Source organism: Streptomyces sp. NPDC006602, assembly GCF_042870385.1.
Lineage (GTDB): Bacteria > Actinomycetota > Actinomycetes > Streptomycetales > Streptomycetaceae > Streptomyces.
Genome location: NZ_JBIAHG010000011.1, coordinates 227,855 through 243,221 on the forward strand (window position 1 = coordinate 227,855; position 15,367 = coordinate 243,221).

The following is a 15,367-nucleotide window of genomic DNA, read 5'->3' on the forward strand; positions in this document are numbered from 1 at the left end:
CGTCGGGAGAGAAGACGGCATGGACCGCGGGACAGTCGGCAGCGCACAGTCGGGCCGGCTTCTGGTCGAGGTTCGGGAAACGGACTCCAGCGCCGTTGTGACCCCGGCGGGTGAGTTGGATCACCACACCGCCGATTTGTTGCGTGAGCCACTCGAGGAGTGCCTCGCCAAGGGCTTCAGCCGACTGGTGGTCGACTGCTCACGTCTGGAGTTCTGCGACTCCACGGGGCTGAACGTGCTGCTGGGCGCACGACTGAAGGCCGAGGCTGCCGGGGGTGGGGTGCATCTGGCGGGGATGCTGCCCGTGGTCGCACGCGTCTTCGAGATCACGGGGGCCGATGCTGTCTTCACTGTCCATGACACCCTGGAAGCGGCCCTGGCCGACGAGTCGGGCGAGACCGGCTGAGCCGGCGGTTCGGGCCCGACCATGGTGACCGTGCCACGCTCGTCCCCCTGTGACCGGCGCTTTTCAGGCGTCACGGCTTTCGTGCCGAATACAGGGGTGTTCTGCCGGTCCGGTCGGGCAGGAGACTCCCGTACTGACTGTTCGGTGACCGACTGCGCAGCAACCGACTGCGCGGGACCTTTGAATCGTGAACTGGTGAATCGGTGAGGTGAAGCGCTGATGAGCACCACCCGGCCTTACCCGCCGGGCGACCGCCGCCCGGAGCCCAGCGGCGCTTCCGGGGCGTCCGAGGGGGACGTGCCCGCGAACGGGGCGTCCGAGAGGGGCGCGCCCGAGACGGGGGCGTCAGACGGGGGCGCGGCCGTGTCGTCGGGGGGGCGCGGGCGTCAGGTCCGCAGACTGAGCTTCGACGGCGAGAGCGGTGTCGTACCGCTCGCCCGCGACTTCACCCGCCAGGCGCTGTACGCGTGGGGCTGGCTGCCCGCCGCGAGTGCCGACCAGCGCGCCGCCGCCGAGGACGTCCTGCTCGTCGTCTCCGAACTGGTCACCAACGCCTGTCTGCACGCCGAGGGCCCGGACGAGCTGTGGATCACCTGCGACAACAAGGTGATCCGGGTCGAGATCTCCGACAAGGGCACCGGCCAGCCGGCCCCGCGCACCCCGCACCGCGCCGGCCGCCCCGGCGGCCACGGCATGTTCATCGTGCAGCGGCTGTGCCTGGACTGGGGGGTCGTGCGCACCCCCGGCGTCTCGGGCAAGAGGGTCTGGGCCGAGCTGGGGGCGCCCGCGTAACCTGCGAACAGGGGTTACCCGCGGTTCGATTTCTCTTTCGCGAGACGTCCTGCCCCACGTCGTACGTCACGTCACCCGCGCCGGACCACCACAGATCCGACGCGCACTTTGTCTTCCCTCTCCACGACCCCGGGCGTACCTTGACGGCCGATCTGATGTGCCGTCAGGAATGAGGGGACAGTGGGCATCGTGTCGAACCGGACGTACCAGAAACGAACCGCCGCGCTCGCGTCCGCCGCGGCCCTGGCCGGCTCGGCGGTGCTGATGGCCGCCCCCGCCGCCCATGCCGAGGTCGTGAACGTCAACTACCAGTGCAAGACGCCGATCGGCGACAAGAGCGCCGTCTCGCCCATCGACATCGAGGCCGCCAAGAGCGGCAGCGGCTACAAGGTGACCATGTCGTGGCAGAAGGGCGTCTCCTCCAGCCCCGTCGAACTCGGCAAGGGCGCCATGAACCCGAGCGCCACCATCAAACTCGGCGGGGTGGACAGCGGGACCCTCACGGTGACCGGCCCCGCCAACCAGGCCGCGATCCCCGCCAACACCCCCATCAAGATCAACGATCTGTCCGGCACGTACACGCCGAAGAAGACCGGCAAGGTCACCTTCACCGCGGGCGTGCTCACGATCAAGGCGCTGGGCACGACGACGACGTGCACGCCGACGAACAGTCCCGGGCCCTCGCTCGGCCTGGACGTCACGGCGGCCGGTGGCGGCGTCCCCCAGAGCGGCTCCGACTCGGGCTCCGACTCGGGCTCCGACTCGGGCTCCGACTCCGGCGCCGGCCTCCCGCAGACCGGCCCCGAGGACTCCGCGATCGCCCTCGGCACCCTCGGCGGCACGGTGCTGCTCGCGGGCGCGGCTGGCGCGCTGTGGCTGACGCGGAGGAACCAGGCGTCGCGCCGCTGACGGACGCGGCGGAGCGGCCGAAACCCCGCGTATCGACGTCGAGTTGACGGGAGCGATGACGTGAGCGGCAAGGTGCGGCGGATTCCGTGGGTGGTCATGGTGGTCGCGCTGCTCGTGCTGTCCTCGGCGGGAACGGGCACGGCGGCGGCCGCGGACGGGCCGAGTGTGAAGCTGTCCAAGTCGCAGGCCGGGACCGGTGGTTCGATCACCGTCGCCGGGGAGGGCTGGCGGGCTCGGGCGCTGCTGATGATCCTGATCTGCGGGCAGTCGGTGCCGTCGCGGGGTGTGGTCGGCGGGACCAACTCCTGTGCGAACGCGGACGGCCGGGCCGTGACCACCGACGCCGAGGGGCGCTTCAGCCGGAAGCTGCCGGTCGCCGAGCCGCCGGTGCCGTGTCCGTGCGTGGTGCACGTGGCGACGGTGGAGGGGGCGAAGGCGGAGGCCGACGCGAGCTTCCAGGTCGCTGGGCACGCGGTCGAACCGCTGCCCGCCGAGCCGTCGGGCGGACGGCTGTCGGTGCTCACCGACACCCGGCTCGACGGGTCGAGCGGGCTGCTGACCTGGTTCGGGGCACCGCCCGCGCGCACCCTCGTCTTCACCGTCGGCAACGTCGGCACGTCCGCCGTCAAGAACCCCGTCTTCCAGGTCGGCACTTCCCACGGGGTGTTCGCCCCGCAGTGGGAGGAACAGCAATGGCGCGGCACGATCCAGCCGGGCCGGAAGGCGCGGATCGAGCTGCCCGTCGAGCTCACGGGCGGCGCGCACGGCGACTACACGGTGGCGCTGAAGTACGGCGGGAAAGTCCTCGCCGAGCAGCCCTGGGGCGTGGGGCGGCCCTGGGGCGTGACCCTGTTCTGGGTCCTGGTCTTCCTGGTCGTGCCGGCCGCGGTGTTCCGCGCCGGGATGGCGGTGGTGGACCGGGTGCGACCGCGGCGTGCGGGCGGGGCACGCGGCGGTCGGCGCCGCGGGCTGCGCATGCCCGAACTCGCCTTCAGTCTCCCGGAGTTGCCGAAGTTTCCGGGATTGCCGGGGATGACGTCCTCCTCGGCTCAGCCGCCCCCCTCCACTTCGACCCTGCCGTGGTTCACCCCGGACGCCGATCCGGGGACGGCCGGTCGGCTCCCCGCACCGCACGACGACAGCCCGACGAGGCCTGCGAGTCCCACGACTCCCACCAGGAAGGGAGCCACGTGAGCTGCGAGGGAGTGCCACATGGGTCCGCGTGCTCGGCGGAGTCGGCTTACGAAGAGCGGGGCGGGGGCGGCGGGCGGCGTCCTGGTGCTCGGCGTCGCCGCCGTGCCCGCCCAAGGCCGCCGAGGTGGCCTACCCGACCCGGCCCCACGAACGCCCACGCGAAGGGCCACCGCACCCCGTGGTGTGGTGGCCCTCCGTCGGTCGAGCCAGGTCGGCAGGGCTCAGTGGACGCCGCCCATGAGTTCCTTGACCTTGCTGCGGTACATCCAGACCGCACCACCGGCGATCACGGCGAGCGTGGCCTCCAGGGCCACGACCCCCGTCTTGTCGAGGTCGACGCCGGCGATGGAGAGCAGGCCGGTCGTCGCGTCGCCCGCGGTGACGGCGAGGCACCACCTCGCCAAAGGTCCCCACGGTGCTACAGGCGCCTATTCACCAAACGGCAGGATACCGTATGAAATGGAAGGAGTTGAGACCTGAATCACAGGTGGCAGAGGAACCGTACAGGCCCTTTCGAAGGTCCTTGGGCATTTCTCACCCCACACACGCAGGTTCGTGCCGGTACGCCCGAAGGTAAGAATCACTCACTGGCGATCACACCCCAGCACTGGTCATGAGCGGACTACCATCACCTCATGACCCGTGTACTGCTCGCCGAGGACGACGCGTCCATCTCGGAGCCGCTGGCCCGCGCACTGCGCCGGGAAGGTTATGAGGTGGAGGTGCGCGAGGACGGACCCACCGCGCTCGACGCCGGCATCCAGGGCGGCATCGACCTCGTCGTGCTCGACCTCGGGCTGCCCGGTATGGACGGCCTGGAGGTGGCCCGCCGGCTGCGTGCCGAGGGCCTCGCCGTCCCGATCCTCATCCTGACCGCGCGCGCCGACGAGGTGGACACCGTCGTCGGTCTCGACGCGGGCGCCGACGACTACGTCACCAAGCCCTTCCGGCTCGCCGAACTGCTCGCCCGCGTGCGGGCGCTGCTGCGGCGCGGGGCGGCGGAGCCGTCGCAGCCGCCGGCCACGCACGGCGTGCGGATCGACGTCGAGTCGCACCGGGCGTGGATGGGCGACGAGGAACTCCAGCTCACCGCCAAGGAGTTCGACCTGCTGCGGGTGCTGGTGCGGGACGCGGGCCGGGTCGTCACCCGGGACCAGCTGATGCGTGAGGTGTGGGACACGACCTGGTGGTCGTCCACCAAGACGCTCGACATGCACATCTCCTGGCTGCGCAAGAAGCTCGGCGACGACGCGGCCAATCCTCGCTACATCGCGACGGTGCGTGGCGTGGGCTTCCGCTTCGAGAAGAGTTGAGCCTCCGCCCGCCCGGCAGGTGTCCGGCAGGTCTGACAGGTCTGACAGGTAAGAGGACATGCGCCGTCGACTGATCCAGTCCACCCTCGCCGTCGTGCTGGTGGTCATCGCCGTCTTCGGTGTGTCCCTCGTCATCGTCGAGACCCGCACCATCAGCACCAGCGCCCAGGAGCGGGTGGAGCTGGAGGCGGCCCGGCTGGCCAGCATCGTGGACAGCCGGATGCTCGGCGCCGGGAGCGTCGACGCCGAGGTCCTCAGGGACCAGGTCACGGCGGATCGCTACGCCGTGATCCGGATTCCGGGGGAGCCGGTCATCGAGGTCGGCACCAAGCCCAGCGGTGACGCGATCCGGGCGCAGGCCGAGGGGGAGGAGGGCGAGACCGTCGTCGTCCAGGAGCCCCGGTCTTCGGTGACGCGGGAGGTCGGCCGGACGCTGCTGATCATCGGGCTGGTGGCGCTGCTCGCGGTGATCGCAGCGGTGCTGCTCGCGGTCCGTCAGGCCAACAAGCTCTCCTCGCCGCTCACGGACCTCGCGGAGACCGCCGAACGCCTCGGCTCGGGCGACCCGCGGCCCCGGCACAAGCGGTACGGCGTCCCTGAGCTGGACCGGGTCGCCGACGTCCTGGACTCCTCCGCCGAGCGCATCGCGCGGATGCTGACGGCGGAACGCCGACTGGCCGCCGACGCCTCCCACCAGCTGCGTACGCCGCTGACCGCGCTGTCCATGCGCCTCGAGGAGATCACCCTCACCGACGACCCGGACACGGTGAAGGAGGAGGCGAACGTCGCGCTCACGCAGGTCGAGCGCCTCACCGACGTGGTGGAGCGGCTGCTCACCAATTCCCGCGACCCGCGCACCGGTTCCGCCGTCACCTTCGACCTCGACGAGGTCATCCAGCAGCAGCTCGCCGAGTGGCGTCCCGCCTACCGCGGCGTCGGCCGGGCCATCGTCAGCTCCGGCAAGCGGCACCTGCAGGCGGTCGGTACACCGGGGGCGGTCGCGCAGGTGCTGGCCGCACTGATCGAGAACTCCCTCATGCACGGCGGCGGCACGGTCGCACTGCGTACCCGTGTCACCGGTAACCAGGCGGTCATCGAGGTCACCGACGAGGGACCGGGCGTCCCCGCCGACCTGGGCGCCCGCATCTTCGAGCGCGCGATCAGCGGACGCAACTCCACGGGCATCGGCCTGGCGGTCGCGCGGGACCTCGCGGAGGCCGACGGGGGCCGCCTGGAGATGCTCCAGACCCAGCCGCCGGTGTTCGGACTGTTCCTGTCGCGTACCCCGCTGAAGAAGGCGCTGGCGGAGGAGGACGAGGAGCCGACGGTTCGCTAGGCCCCTCAGGCCCCCCTTCAGGCCCTCAGGCCCCTGAGTCGCGTCTATCGCACGTCTACGGCACGCGCTGCTTGAAGCGCGGCTTCTTCGCCGCCGTGGCCAGAATCGACTCCGCGCTCGCCACCGCTTCCTTGGCCGGAAGTGTGCGGAACACCCAGGTGCGATACGACCAGAAACGGAAGAGCGTCGCTACGCCGATGCCGACGAACTTGAAGATGTTGCTCTGCAGTGAGCTGTCCCAGCCGAAGCCGTAGGTCGCCGCGTAGAGCAGGCCGTTCTCGATGACCAGGCCGACCATGCTGAACAGTAGGAACAGGGTGAGTTCCTTGGTGCGGCCGGTCTTGTCGCGGTCACGGTAGGTGAAGTAGCGGAACCCGACGTAGTTGAAGACGATCGCCACGACCGTCGCTATGACACTGGCCCGCACGACCTGGAGCTCGGTGGTGTGCCGTACCAGGTTGAACACCAGGAGATTGACCAGGACGCCCGCCGCGCCCACCGCGCCGAACTTGGCGGCCTCGCGCACCAGCCTGTCGACTCGCTGCCGCGCCGTACTGGCGGGCGCCGGGGGAGTGGGCACCGTACGAGACCCCGAGGAACCACTTTCCATGGCCATCCAGGCCCCCGTCCGTCGGTTTCGTCAACCCAGCCATGCTAACCACCCCCCTTCGTGATCGCTTATGGACGAGCTCACACCCCGGCAAAGGAGCGGCCTGTCGACGGTGAAATCGGCCACTGCGGCGTGGCCGATACCCTAGGGGCGTGACGTTCCCGGTAGTCGGCATGGTCGGCGGGGGTCAGCTCGCTCGTATGACACACGAGGCAGGCATCCCGCTCGGCATCAGGTTCAAGCTCCTCAGTGACACTCCCCAGGATTCCGCGGCGCAGGTCGTGAGCGATGTCGTCATCGGCGACTATCGCGACCTCGACACGCTGCGCGAGTTCGCGCGGGGCTGTGACGTGATCACCTTCGATCACGAACACGTCCCCATCGAGCACCTCAGGGCGCTGGAGGCGGACGGCATCCCCGTCCGCCCGGGGCCCGACGCGCTCGTGCACGCCCAGGACAAGGGCGTGATGCGCGCGAAGCTCGACGCGATCGGGGTGCCGTGCCCACGGCACCGGATCGTGCGCGATCCCGAGGACGTGGTGGCCTTCGCGGAGGAGGGCGAGGGGTTCCCCGTCGTCCTCAAGACCGTCCGCGGCGGCTACGACGGCAAGGGCGTGTGGGTCGTCGACAACGTGACGGAGGCCGAGGACCCGTTCCGCGCGGGCGTTCCCGTCCTCGCCGAGGAGAAGGTCGACTTCGTACGGGAACTCGCGGCGAACGTCGTACGGTCCCCGCACGGCCAGGCCGTCGCCTACCCGGTCGTCGAGTCCCAGCAGGTGAACGGCGTCTGCGACACCGTCATCGCGCCCGCCCCGGACCTTGACCGGGCACTGGCCCTGAAGGCCGAGGAGATGGCGCTGCGGATCGCCAAGGAACTGGACGTCGTCGGCCACCTCGCCGTCGAGCTCTTCGAGACCCGCAACGACGACGGGTCTTCCAGTGTCCTCGTCAACGAACTCGCGATGCGCCCGCACAACTCCGGCCACTGGTCGATGGACGGCGCGATCACGTCCCAGTTCGCCAACCACGTCCGGGCCGTCCTCGATCTTCCCCTCGGAGACCCGCGCCCGCGCGCGAAGTGGACGGTCATGGTCAACGTCCTCGGCGGCGACTACCCGGACATGTACTCCGCGTACCTGCACTGCATGGCCCGCGACCCGCAGCTGAAGATCCACATGTACGGCAAGGACGTGAAGCCCGGCCGCAAGGTCGGCCACGTCAACACCTACGGCGACGACCTGGACGACGTCCTCGAGCGCGCCCGTCACGCAGCCGGTTACCTGAGAGGCACGATCACCGAATGAGCCCCGTTGTTGGCATCGTCATGGGGTCGGACTCCGACTGGCCCGTCATGGAGGCCGCCGCCCAGGCCCTCGACGAGTTCGAGATCGACTACGAGGTCGACGTCGTCTCCGCGCACCGGATGCCGCGCGAGATGGTGGCGTACGGCGAGCAGGCCGCCGAGCGCGGACTGAAGGTGATCATCGCGGGTGCGGGCGGCGCGGCCCACCTGCCCGGCATGCTCGCGTCGGTCACGCCGCTCCCCGTCATCGGCGTGCCCGTTCCGCTGAAGTACCTCGACGGCATGGACTCGCTGCTGTCGATCGTGCAGATGCCGGCCGGTGTGCCCGTCGCGACCGTCTCCGTCGCCGGCGCCCGCAACGCCGGGCTGCTCGCCGCCCGCATTCTTGCCACTCACGACGAGGAACTCCTCGGCCGCATGCGGGAGTTCCAGCAGGAACTGAACGACCAGGCCACCGAGAAGGGCAAGCGGCTGCGCGCCAAGGTGGACGGATCGGGCAACGGCTTCGGCTTCGGGAAGTGACGGCCATGACCTCCCCTTCGCTGGCGGAAGCCCGGGAACTGCTGCGGGAGTTCCCCGTCGTCGACGGGCACAACGACCTGCCCTGGGCGCTGCGCGAACAGGTTCGCTACGACCTCGACGCCCGGGACATCGCCACCCACCAGAACGCCCACCTGCACACCGACATCCCCCGCCTGCGCGAGGGCGGGGTCGGCGCGCAGTACTGGTCGGTGTACGTCCGCTCGGACCTGCCCGACGCGGTGCCGGCGACGCTGGAACAGATCGACTGCGTACGGCAGTTGCTCGCCCGCCACCCGCGGCACCTGCGGCCCGCCCTGACGGCCGCGGACATGGAGGCGGCGCGCGCGGAGGGCCGTATCGCCTCGCTGATGGGCGCGGAGGGCGGCCACTCCATCGCCAACTCCCTCGGCACGCTGCGGGGGTTGTACGCCCTCGGTGTCCGCTACCTGACCCTCACCCACAACGACAACGTGGCGTGGGCGGATTCCGCGACCGACAAGCCCGGCGTCGGCGGGCTGTCGGCCTTCGGCCGTGAGGTCGTGCGGGAGATGAACCGGGAGGGCATGCTGGTCGACCTCTCGCACGTGGCGGCGACGACGATGCGGGACGCGCTGGACACCAGCTCCGCCCCGGTGATCTTCTCCCACTCCTCGTCGCGGGCCGTCTGCGACCATCCGCGCAACGTCCCGGACGACGTGCTGGAGCGGCTGCCCGTGAACGGCGGTGTGGCGATGGTGACGTTCGTGCCGAAGTTCGTGCTCCAGGCCGCCGTCGACTGGACCGCCGCGGCCGACGCGAACATGCGCGCCCACGGCTTCCACCACCTCGCCACCACCCCCGAGGCGATGAAGGTGCACCGCGCCTTCGAGGAGCGCATCCCGCGTCCCGTCGCGACGGTCTCGACGGTCGCCGACCACCTCGACCACATGCGCGAGGTGGCAGGGGTCGACCACCTCGGTATCGGCGGCGACTACGACGGCACCGCCTTCACCCCGGACGGCCTCAGCGACGTCTCCGGCTACCCGAACCTCATCGCCGAACTCCTCGACCGCGGCTGGTCCAGGCCCGACCTGGCCAAGCTGACCTGGCAGAACGCGGTACGGGTCCTCGGCGCCGCGGAGGACGTGGCACGCGACCTCCAGGCCACGCGGGGACCGTCCAACGCGACGATCGAGTCACTGGACGGCTGACCCGGACCCCGTGCGGTGAGGCGGGCGCCGAGGCGCGGGGTCAGCCGCGGGGCATGGTGTAGCCGAGGCCGCGTACCGTCCTGATGAGCGACTGGTCGTCGTCGCTCAGCTTCCGGCGCAGGTAGTAGACGTACGTCTCGACGGTCCCGGTGCGAAGAGGTGCTCCCCAGACGCGCTCCAGGATCTGTTTCTTCGTGACGACCTGGCCCGCGTTGTCCAGCAGGTAGCCGAGCAGCTCGAACTCCCGGGTCGAGAGCTCGATCCGGGTCCCGTCCCGCCAGACCTCGCGGCGCCCCGCGTCCACCGCGAGGTCCCCGTGGCGCAGCAGCCGGCTCTCGTCGGCCCGGTCACGGGCCAGCAGTTCCTGGACGCGGGCGATCACTTCGGCGAGCTCGAACGGCTTGGTGAGGTGGTCGTCCGCGCCCGTCATCACGTGGCTCACCTGCTTTCCGGCCGCACTGTCGTCGCGCGCGGTCAGGAACAGCACCGGCGCGTGGACGCCCGCGGCGCGCAGTGCCTCGTACGTCCCGACGGCGTCGCCGTCCGGCAGGGCCATGTCCAGGACGACCAGGTCGGGCCGTACGGAGCGGCCGACGGGTATCGCGAACCGGCCGCGGTTGGCCGCGTACACCTCGAAGCCGCGTTCGCCGAGCGCTGTCATCAGGGGGCGGGCGCCTGGGTCGGCATCCACAACAAGGAGGCGGACCGGTTTTTGAACCTTCACGTACTGGAGGACGAAGATCCATGGCCAAAGGTGCCCGCTTCCCTACCCCGAACGCCCCGCCCACCAGGAAGGCCTCCCGGCTCCGTGCGACGGTGACCGTACTGCGATCAGGACGGAGCCCGCCATGGCAGACCTCCAGGACGAACTGCACACCTCCACAGAGCTCGGCGAGCTCGACGACCTGCCGGAGTCCCTCCCCGAGCCCGTCCCGGCCGAGCCGTACGCGCCCGTCGCCGCCTCCGGCACCACCCTGCTGGAGCGGGCCCACGCGATCCTCGACGTGTACCCCGTCGCCGACGGCTACAGCGGCCTGCCCTGGGCGCTGCGGCACCTGCCCTGGTACGACCTGGAGCTCGGCGAGAGCGCCGTCGACACGGACGTGCCGCGGCTGCGCGAGGGTCATGTCGGCTCGCTGCTGTGGTCGCTGCACCTGCCCGAGGGCCTCGACGGCGACCGGGCCGTCGGCGCCACCATGGAACAGCTCGACCTGGTCAAGACGGTGGTGCGCAACCACCCCGAGGGACTGCGCCTCGCCCACACCGCCGGCCAGATCACCGACGTACGCAACTGCGGCCGCGTCTCCGTGCTGCCCGGCCCCGCCGGAGCCGCCGCCCTCGGCGACTCCCTCGGCATCCTGCGCTCGCTGCACGCCCTGGGCCTGCGCGTCTTCACGCTGACCGGGGTGACCTGGGCGAGCGAGGCCGGGCTCACCCGGTTCGGCGAGGAGATGCTGCGCGAGATGAACCGCCTCGGCGTCGTCGCCGATCTCTCCGGCGCCTCCCCGGACACGATCCGCCGCGTTTTCGCGGTGTCCAAGGCGCCGGTGATGTGCACCCGTTCCGCCGCCCGCGCCCTGCGCCCGCACCCGGCCAACCTCCCCGACGACCTGCTCGCCGAGCTCGGCGAGGCCAAGGGGCTGTGCATGGTGCCGCTGACCGCCGAGCAGACCGGCCCGACCGTGCGGGACGTCGCCGACCATCTCGACCACGTGCGCGAAGTCGCGGGCGCGGAGTGCGTGGGGCTGTCCGGCACCTACGACGCCGGCACCGCCCATCCGCAGGAGCTCGCCGACGCCTCTTGTTATCCGCACCTCATCGCCGAACTTCTGCGCCGCGGCTGGTCGGAGGCAGACATCGCCCTGCTGACCTGGGGCAACTTCCAGCGCGTCCTGCGTGGCGCTGACTTCACCGCCCACGCGGCCCAGCAGCGCCGGGAGCCGTCGACGGCGACGATCGCCGACCTGGACGGGTGAGGGCGGGCGGCCCGGACGGGCGCCCGAGGGACCTACAGCGGGTCGATCCGGCAGAGGCAGAAGGGGTGGCCGGCCGGATCGGCGTACACCCGGAAGTCCTTCTTCTCGTAGTCCTCCCGGTCCAGGACGCGCGCCCCCAGCGCCAGTACCTTCTCCTCGGCCGTGTCGATCTCCTCCCAGGTCGTCCCGCCGTCGAAGTCGAGGTGGAACTGCTGCGAGTTGCGGTCGGCGCGCGGCCACTCCGGCGGGCTGAAGCCGGGCGCCCGCTGGAAGGCGAGCCGCGGCCCGTCCGGAATCCGCAGGACGACCCAGTCGTCGTCCTCGGCCTCCGGGGTGCCGCCGCCGACCTGGGCGTAGAAGGCGGCGAGAGCCTGCGGGTCGGGGCAGTCGATCACCACGGAACGGAAACGTGCCACGGGTGCCATGAGAATCCTCCCGGCTCGACGGCGGTCGGCGATCAGCAGGCGCAGAGACAGAACGGGTGCCCCGCCGGGTCCGCGTAAACCCGGAAGGTCCGGGTTCGGTCCTCGGCGTCCAGCGGCTTGGCGCCGAGCGCCAGCACCCCGGCCTCGGCCGCGTCCAGGTCCTCGACGGTCAGGTCCAGATGGAACTGCTGCGAGTGGTCGGCCGCGGGCCACTTCGGCGGTACGTACCCGGGAGCGGCCTGGAAGGCCAGCATCTGCCCGTCGGACAGCTTCAGGTCCACCCACTCGCCCTGGTCCTCCACGGTGCCGCCGAGCACACCGGCGTAGAAACCGGCGAGGGCGCTCGGGTCGGGACAGTCCAGGACGACGACACCCAGCTTGGCGAGAGCCATGACTTCCTCCTCGAAGTCGCGGTTACCTGAAGGAGCGGGTAACCAGTAACGGTTACTGCATGCTCCCCCATTGAAGGTAACCTCGCAAGCGTGAACGAGAGATCCCCCGCGCCCGGCGGCCTGGCCCTGGTCCAGTCCCTGGTGAACACGCTGGACATCGAGTCGGACGTCGACTCGCTGGACGGCGGGACGTTCGGGCTGACGGAGGAGGAACTCCCGGCCGCCCGCGAACTGCGCGAGTCCCTGCGCGCGGCCCTGCTCGCCCACGCGGGCCACCCGCCGCACCGCACGGTGACCCCGCTGGGCGAGCTGCTCGCGCGGGCACCCCTGGTGGTGACGGTCGACGCCGGCGACGGCTCGGCGGCCCTCGCCCCGGCGGACGAGGGCCCGCTGCTCTCCCGAGTCGCGGCAGCCGTCGCCCAGGCCCTCGTCGAGGGCACCTGGACCCGGCTGAAGGCCTGCGAGGCAGTCGACTGCCACTGGGCGTACTACGACCGCAGCCCGGCCGGCCGCGGCCGCTGGTGCTCGATGCAGGTGTGCGGCGCCCGCGCGAAGATGCGCCGCTACCGGGCGAAGGACTGACCTACGCCTCCGCCTCCTCCTCCCTGCGCGGTGCCGCCGCCCGGGATCCGACGACCAGCAGACACAGCACGGCCACACCGGCGACGATGCCGGCCAGCACCAGCAGGGGGTCGAGCGGGCGGACCGACGAGGCGGCGGTCTGGGACTGCACCACCTGCCCCGGCTGCGGGGACTGCGGTGCCTGCGGCGCGGCCGCACCGGAGGCGGTGGACGCCGGCATGCTCATCGTCGGCGCCTTGCTGCTCGCCGGTGTGCGGCCGGGCGAGGACGACTGATGGTCCCCGTGCCCGGTCGAGGAACCCGACGTACCGGACGAGCCCGAGGAGTACGAGGAGCCGGATGATCCCGAGCTGCCCGAGTGGTCGTGCGTGGGCGCCGGCGTCGGCGCCGGTGCCGCCGCCTTGACTGTGATGCCGGCCGTCATGTCCGGATGGACCGTGCAGTAATAGGCGTAGGACCCGGCCGCGCTGAACGTGAAGCTCCAGCTCTGCCCCTTGTTGAGCATGGGGGAGTGGATCGAGACCGGGCCCGAGGTGGTCTTCACGTCGTGCGGTGCCGTGTCCTGGTTGGTCCAGGTGACCGTGGAGCCGACGGGGACGGACAGGCTCGCGGGCGAGAAGGCGTACCCCTTCATCGCCACGCTGTACGAGGCCGCCGAGGCCTGGCCGGCCGGGAGCAGCGGCAGGGCGAGGAGGGCGAGGACGGCGGACGCGGCGGCACTTGGGGCCGTCCGCCGGGTCATGCGCCGGGCCGCCCTCACGCGAACTCCGCCGCGACGAGCAGCCGCAGCCGGGTGGCCGGCACACGCCACGGCAGCCGGAACCCGGTGGCGCGGCGCAGCAGCCGGTACGGCAGCCGGGCGGTGCCCACGACGAGCAGCCGGTCGTCGGCCCGCTCGACCACGCGCAGCCGCAGCAGCACCGGGAAGGCGACGTCATTCAGATCGAGGTCGCCGCTGAGTTGGAGACGGCCGTCGGACTCGTGCACCTCCTCGGCGGTGAGCGCGGCCTTGAGACCACGGCGGTCGTCGAAATCGAAGCGGAAGCGCGGGCGTTCGGCTTCGGTGAGGAGGGTCTGCGTGTCGGTGTCGGACCGGGGGCCGGACACGTCGAGGGACGCCCCGGCGAGCCGGACGCGGCGCCGACGGGTCGGCAACGGCCCGTACCAGGCGGTGAGTTCGGCGAGCGAACGGCCGGGCGCGACCGTGTACCGGCCGGGCAGAGGCAGCAACCGGCCGGTGCCGGCGCGCGACTTCGGCGGGGGAGGGACGGTGGGCAGGGTGACGGTCGTCATCCCGGACTCCTTGGAAGCGGTTCCCGAAGCATGGCGAAGGTGTGGAGAATAGGAGGGCGCCGCTCCGGCCGGCTGAGCCCCGGCCGGAGCGGCGTCCCCGTGGTTCGCGGATCGCGTCAGCAGTTGTTGGTGACGTAGTCCGTGGTGGGAGCGAGCAGCTGCCCGGCCCAGACGGTGTGCATCTTCACGTAACTGTCGACGTTCAGCAGATCGGTGACCTGCTGCCCGAGCGACTCCTCCAGGTGCGCCTTGTTGATGTGGTTGAGCAGCACGCTGAGGGTGTCGTCGAGCACCGAACCGCCGTCGGCGACGGCCGGCTTGAGGATGCTCTCGATCCACACCGTGTGCATCTTGATGTACGAGTCGAGCGCGAGAGCGTCCTGCACCTGCTGGCTCGGTGACTCTCCCAGGTGCGCCGAGTAGAGGTGCTGGAGGATCGGCGTCAGCACGTTCTGGAAGCTGGCGCACTGCTCGTCGTCACCGGAGCCGCCACCGGTGCCGCCCGTGGGGGTCGGCGTGGCGGTCGGCGGCGTGGTGGGAGTGGGGGTCGGGCCGGTCGTGGGCGGGGTGGTGGGGGTCGGCGTGGGTGCCGTGGGGGTGGGGGTCGGTGTCGATCCACCGCCATCGCCGGCCGCGACGACCTTCACCGACGCCACCATGTCCGGGTGCACCGCGCAGTAGTACTCGTACGTCCCCGCCTTGGTGAAGGTGTAGGACCACGAGTCGCCCTGGTTGAGCGTGCCCGAGTCGAACTTGACCGGCGCCTTGGTCGTGGTGACCGTGTGCGGCACGCTGTCGTGGTTGGTCCACTGGACCGTCTGGCCGACCTCGACGACGAGCTGCTTGCCGTCGCCGAACTTGTTGCCCATGATGTCGACCTGGTAGTCGGCCTCGGCGTCCGCGGCGGGCTGCGCGGCAGCGGCGGCGGGCGCCTGAGCCGCGTCCGCCACCTCCGAGGTCTTCGTGGATCCGGAGGCCGAGCTGAGCAGCCCGAGACTGAGTGCGGCGGCCAGCGCGGCACCGAGTCCGGCGACCAGCAGTCCCCGGTTCCCGGCCGGCGGCTTGCGCCGCCGCTCACCGGTGTTGTTGCTCTGTGTCACTACAACTCCTTTGTGCATTGGGGG

18 protein-coding genes and 1 pseudogene are annotated in these 15,367 nt (G+C 71.1%); 11 read left to right on the forward strand and 8 right to left on the reverse strand.

From position 1 onward, the window contains the following. The first annotated feature begins 19 nt into the window (after nt 1-19). From ACFYO2_RS27070 to ACFYO2_RS27085, 4 genes are all read left to right on the forward strand, one after another. Nucleotides 20-406 carry an STAS domain-containing protein gene (locus ACFYO2_RS27070; protein WP_388354084.1) on the forward strand — a complete coding sequence of 129 codons (387 nt, stop codon included), beginning with the start codon at nt 20-22 and terminating at the stop codon, nt 404-406. 219 nt (nt 407-625) lie between these two features. Then, the gene (locus ACFYO2_RS27075; RefSeq protein WP_388354086.1) at nt 626-1,198 is read left to right on the forward strand and encodes an ATP-binding protein; all 573 of its coding nucleotides are present in this window, start codon (nt 626-628) and stop codon (nt 1,196-1,198) included. Between the two features lie 189 nt (nt 1,199-1,387). Then, entirely contained in the window at nt 1,388-2,107 is a 720-nt protein-coding gene (locus ACFYO2_RS27080) for an LPXTG cell wall anchor domain-containing protein (RefSeq protein ID WP_388354089.1), read from the forward strand. 96 nt (nt 2,108-2,203) lie between these two features. Next, complete coding sequence (locus ACFYO2_RS27085) at nt 2,204-3,301, forward strand: hypothetical protein (protein WP_388354230.1); 1,098 nt, start codon at nt 2,204-2,206, stop codon at nt 3,299-3,301. 221 nt (nt 3,302-3,522) lie between these two features. On the opposite strand, the pseudogene ACFYO2_RS27090 reads toward ACFYO2_RS27085, so the two are convergent. Next, nucleotides 3,523-3,696 (reverse strand): annotated as a pseudogene (locus ACFYO2_RS27090) (MFS transporter); the annotation flags it as partial. A gap of 240 nt (nt 3,697-3,936) precedes the next feature. On the opposite strand from ACFYO2_RS27090, the gene ACFYO2_RS27095 reads away from it, so the two are divergent. Both ACFYO2_RS27095 and ACFYO2_RS27100 read left to right on the forward strand, forming a co-directional pair. Beyond that, nucleotides 3,937-4,614: a response regulator transcription factor gene (locus ACFYO2_RS27095; protein ID WP_388354091.1), complete on the forward strand. Its 678-nt coding sequence runs from the start codon at nt 3,937-3,939 to the stop codon at nt 4,612-4,614. A gap of 58 nt (nt 4,615-4,672) precedes the next feature. Continuing rightward, complete coding sequence (locus ACFYO2_RS27100; RefSeq protein ID WP_388354095.1) at nt 4,673-5,950, forward strand: ATP-binding protein; 1,278 nt, start codon at nt 4,673-4,675, stop codon at nt 5,948-5,950. A 55-nt stretch (nt 5,951-6,005) separates the two neighbouring features. On the opposite strand, the gene ACFYO2_RS27105 is transcribed toward ACFYO2_RS27100, so the two are convergent. Then, nucleotides 6,006-6,560 (reverse strand): GtrA family protein, encoded by a 555-nt coding sequence (locus tag ACFYO2_RS27105; protein ID WP_388354232.1) that lies wholly within the window; start codon nt 6,558-6,560, stop codon nt 6,006-6,008. 152 nt (nt 6,561-6,712) lie between these two features. Here ACFYO2_RS27105 and ACFYO2_RS27110 point away from each other — a divergent pair, with 152 nt between their 5' ends. From ACFYO2_RS27110 to ACFYO2_RS27120, 3 genes are read left to right on the forward strand one after another with little or no spacing between them, the layout of a single operon-like run. After that, nucleotides 6,713-7,864, forward strand: coding sequence for a 5-(carboxyamino)imidazole ribonucleotide synthase (locus ACFYO2_RS27110; RefSeq protein WP_388354098.1), 1,152 nt, complete (start codon nt 6,713-6,715; stop codon nt 7,862-7,864). After that, a complete protein-coding gene (gene purE / locus ACFYO2_RS27115) occupies nt 7,861-8,385 on the forward strand; it encodes a 5-(carboxyamino)imidazole ribonucleotide mutase (protein ID WP_388354101.1) in 525 nt (174 codons plus the stop codon). The genes ACFYO2_RS27110 and purE overlap by 4 nt, the downstream gene beginning before the upstream one ends. Before the next feature lie 5 nt (nt 8,386-8,390). Further along, complete coding sequence (locus ACFYO2_RS27120; protein WP_388354104.1) at nt 8,391-9,575, forward strand: dipeptidase; 1,185 nt, start codon at nt 8,391-8,393, stop codon at nt 9,573-9,575. Nucleotides 9,576-9,615: 40 nt separating this feature from the next. On the opposite strand, the gene ACFYO2_RS27125 is transcribed toward ACFYO2_RS27120, so the two are convergent. Continuing rightward, nucleotides 9,616-10,299, reverse strand: coding sequence for a response regulator transcription factor (locus tag ACFYO2_RS27125; protein ID WP_388354106.1), 684 nt, complete (start codon nt 10,297-10,299; stop codon nt 9,616-9,618). A gap of 124 nt (nt 10,300-10,423) precedes the next feature. Here ACFYO2_RS27125 and ACFYO2_RS27130 point away from each other — a divergent pair, with 124 nt between their 5' ends. Further along, a complete protein-coding gene (locus tag ACFYO2_RS27130; RefSeq protein WP_388354109.1) occupies nt 10,424-11,551 on the forward strand; it encodes a dipeptidase in 1,128 nt (375 codons plus the stop codon). A 32-nt stretch (nt 11,552-11,583) separates the two neighbouring features. Here ACFYO2_RS27130 and ACFYO2_RS27135 read toward each other — a convergent pair whose 3' ends face one another. Together ACFYO2_RS27135 and ACFYO2_RS27140 are read right to left on the reverse strand one after the other, a co-directional pair. Further along, nucleotides 11,584-11,976: a VOC family protein gene (locus ACFYO2_RS27135; protein ID WP_388354111.1), complete on the reverse strand. Its 393-nt coding sequence runs from the start codon at nt 11,974-11,976 to the stop codon at nt 11,584-11,586. Between the two features lie 32 nt (nt 11,977-12,008). Then, nucleotides 12,009-12,368 (reverse strand): VOC family protein, encoded by a 360-nt coding sequence (locus ACFYO2_RS27140; protein WP_388354114.1) that lies wholly within the window; start codon nt 12,366-12,368, stop codon nt 12,009-12,011. A gap of 90 nt (nt 12,369-12,458) precedes the next feature. On the opposite strand from ACFYO2_RS27140, the gene ACFYO2_RS27145 reads away from it, so the two are divergent. Further along, the gene (locus tag ACFYO2_RS27145) at nt 12,459-12,950 is read left to right on the forward strand and encodes a CGNR zinc finger domain-containing protein (RefSeq protein WP_388354116.1); all 492 of its coding nucleotides are present in this window, start codon (nt 12,459-12,461) and stop codon (nt 12,948-12,950) included. Nucleotide 12,951: 1 nt separating this feature from the next. Here ACFYO2_RS27145 and ACFYO2_RS27150 read toward each other — a convergent pair whose 3' ends face one another. From ACFYO2_RS27150 to ACFYO2_RS27160, 3 genes are all read right to left on the reverse strand, one after another. After that, nucleotides 12,952-13,692, reverse strand: a complete 741-nt coding sequence (locus ACFYO2_RS27150; protein ID WP_388354120.1) for a cupredoxin family copper-binding protein — start codon at nt 13,690-13,692, stop codon at nt 12,952-12,954. A gap of 14 nt (nt 13,693-13,706) precedes the next feature. After that, the gene (locus ACFYO2_RS27155; protein WP_388354123.1) at nt 13,707-14,243 is read right to left on the reverse strand and encodes a hypothetical protein; all 537 of its coding nucleotides are present in this window, start codon (nt 14,241-14,243) and stop codon (nt 13,707-13,709) included. A 116-nt stretch (nt 14,244-14,359) separates the two neighbouring features. Further along, a complete protein-coding gene (locus ACFYO2_RS27160) occupies nt 14,360-15,343 on the reverse strand; it encodes a plastocyanin/azurin family copper-binding protein (protein ID WP_388354126.1) in 984 nt (327 codons plus the stop codon). Nucleotides 15,344-15,367: the final 24 nt, after the last annotated feature.

Excerpts from the sequence above, each read along its gene's own strand:
- ACFYO2_RS27070 (WP_388354084.1), top strand. The coding sequence starts at position 20 with ATGGACCGCGGGACAGTCGGCAGCGCACAGTCGGGCCGGCTTCTGGTC.
- ACFYO2_RS27075 (WP_388354086.1), top strand. The coding sequence starts at position 626 with ATGAGCACCACCCGGCCTTACCCGCCGGGCGACCGCCGCCCGGAGCCC.
- ACFYO2_RS27085 (WP_388354230.1), top strand. The coding sequence starts at position 2,204 with ATGGTGGTCGCGCTGCTCGTGCTGTCCTCGGCGGGAACGGGCACGGCG.
- ACFYO2_RS27095 (WP_388354091.1), top strand. The coding sequence starts at position 3,937 with ATGACCCGTGTACTGCTCGCCGAGGACGACGCGTCCATCTCGGAGCCG.
- ACFYO2_RS27100 (WP_388354095.1), top strand. The coding sequence starts at position 4,673 with ATGCGCCGTCGACTGATCCAGTCCACCCTCGCCGTCGTGCTGGTGGTC.
- ACFYO2_RS27105 (WP_388354232.1), bottom strand. The coding sequence starts at position 6,560 with ATGGAAAGTGGTTCCTCGGGGTCTCGTACGGTGCCCACTCCCCCGGCG.
- purE (WP_388354101.1), top strand. The coding sequence starts at position 7,861 with ATGAGCCCCGTTGTTGGCATCGTCATGGGGTCGGACTCCGACTGGCCC.
- ACFYO2_RS27120 (WP_388354104.1), top strand. The coding sequence starts at position 8,391 with ATGACCTCCCCTTCGCTGGCGGAAGCCCGGGAACTGCTGCGGGAGTTC.
- ACFYO2_RS27130 (WP_388354109.1), top strand. The coding sequence starts at position 10,424 with ATGGCAGACCTCCAGGACGAACTGCACACCTCCACAGAGCTCGGCGAG.
- ACFYO2_RS27135 (WP_388354111.1), bottom strand. The coding sequence starts at position 11,976 with ATGGCACCCGTGGCACGTTTCCGTTCCGTGGTGATCGACTGCCCCGAC.
- ACFYO2_RS27140 (WP_388354114.1), bottom strand. The coding sequence starts at position 12,368 with ATGGCTCTCGCCAAGCTGGGTGTCGTCGTCCTGGACTGTCCCGACCCG.
- ACFYO2_RS27150 (WP_388354120.1), bottom strand. The coding sequence starts at position 13,692 with ATGACCCGGCGGACGGCCCCAAGTGCCGCCGCGTCCGCCGTCCTCGCC.
- ACFYO2_RS27155 (WP_388354123.1), bottom strand. The coding sequence starts at position 14,243 with ATGACGACCGTCACCCTGCCCACCGTCCCTCCCCCGCCGAAGTCGCGC.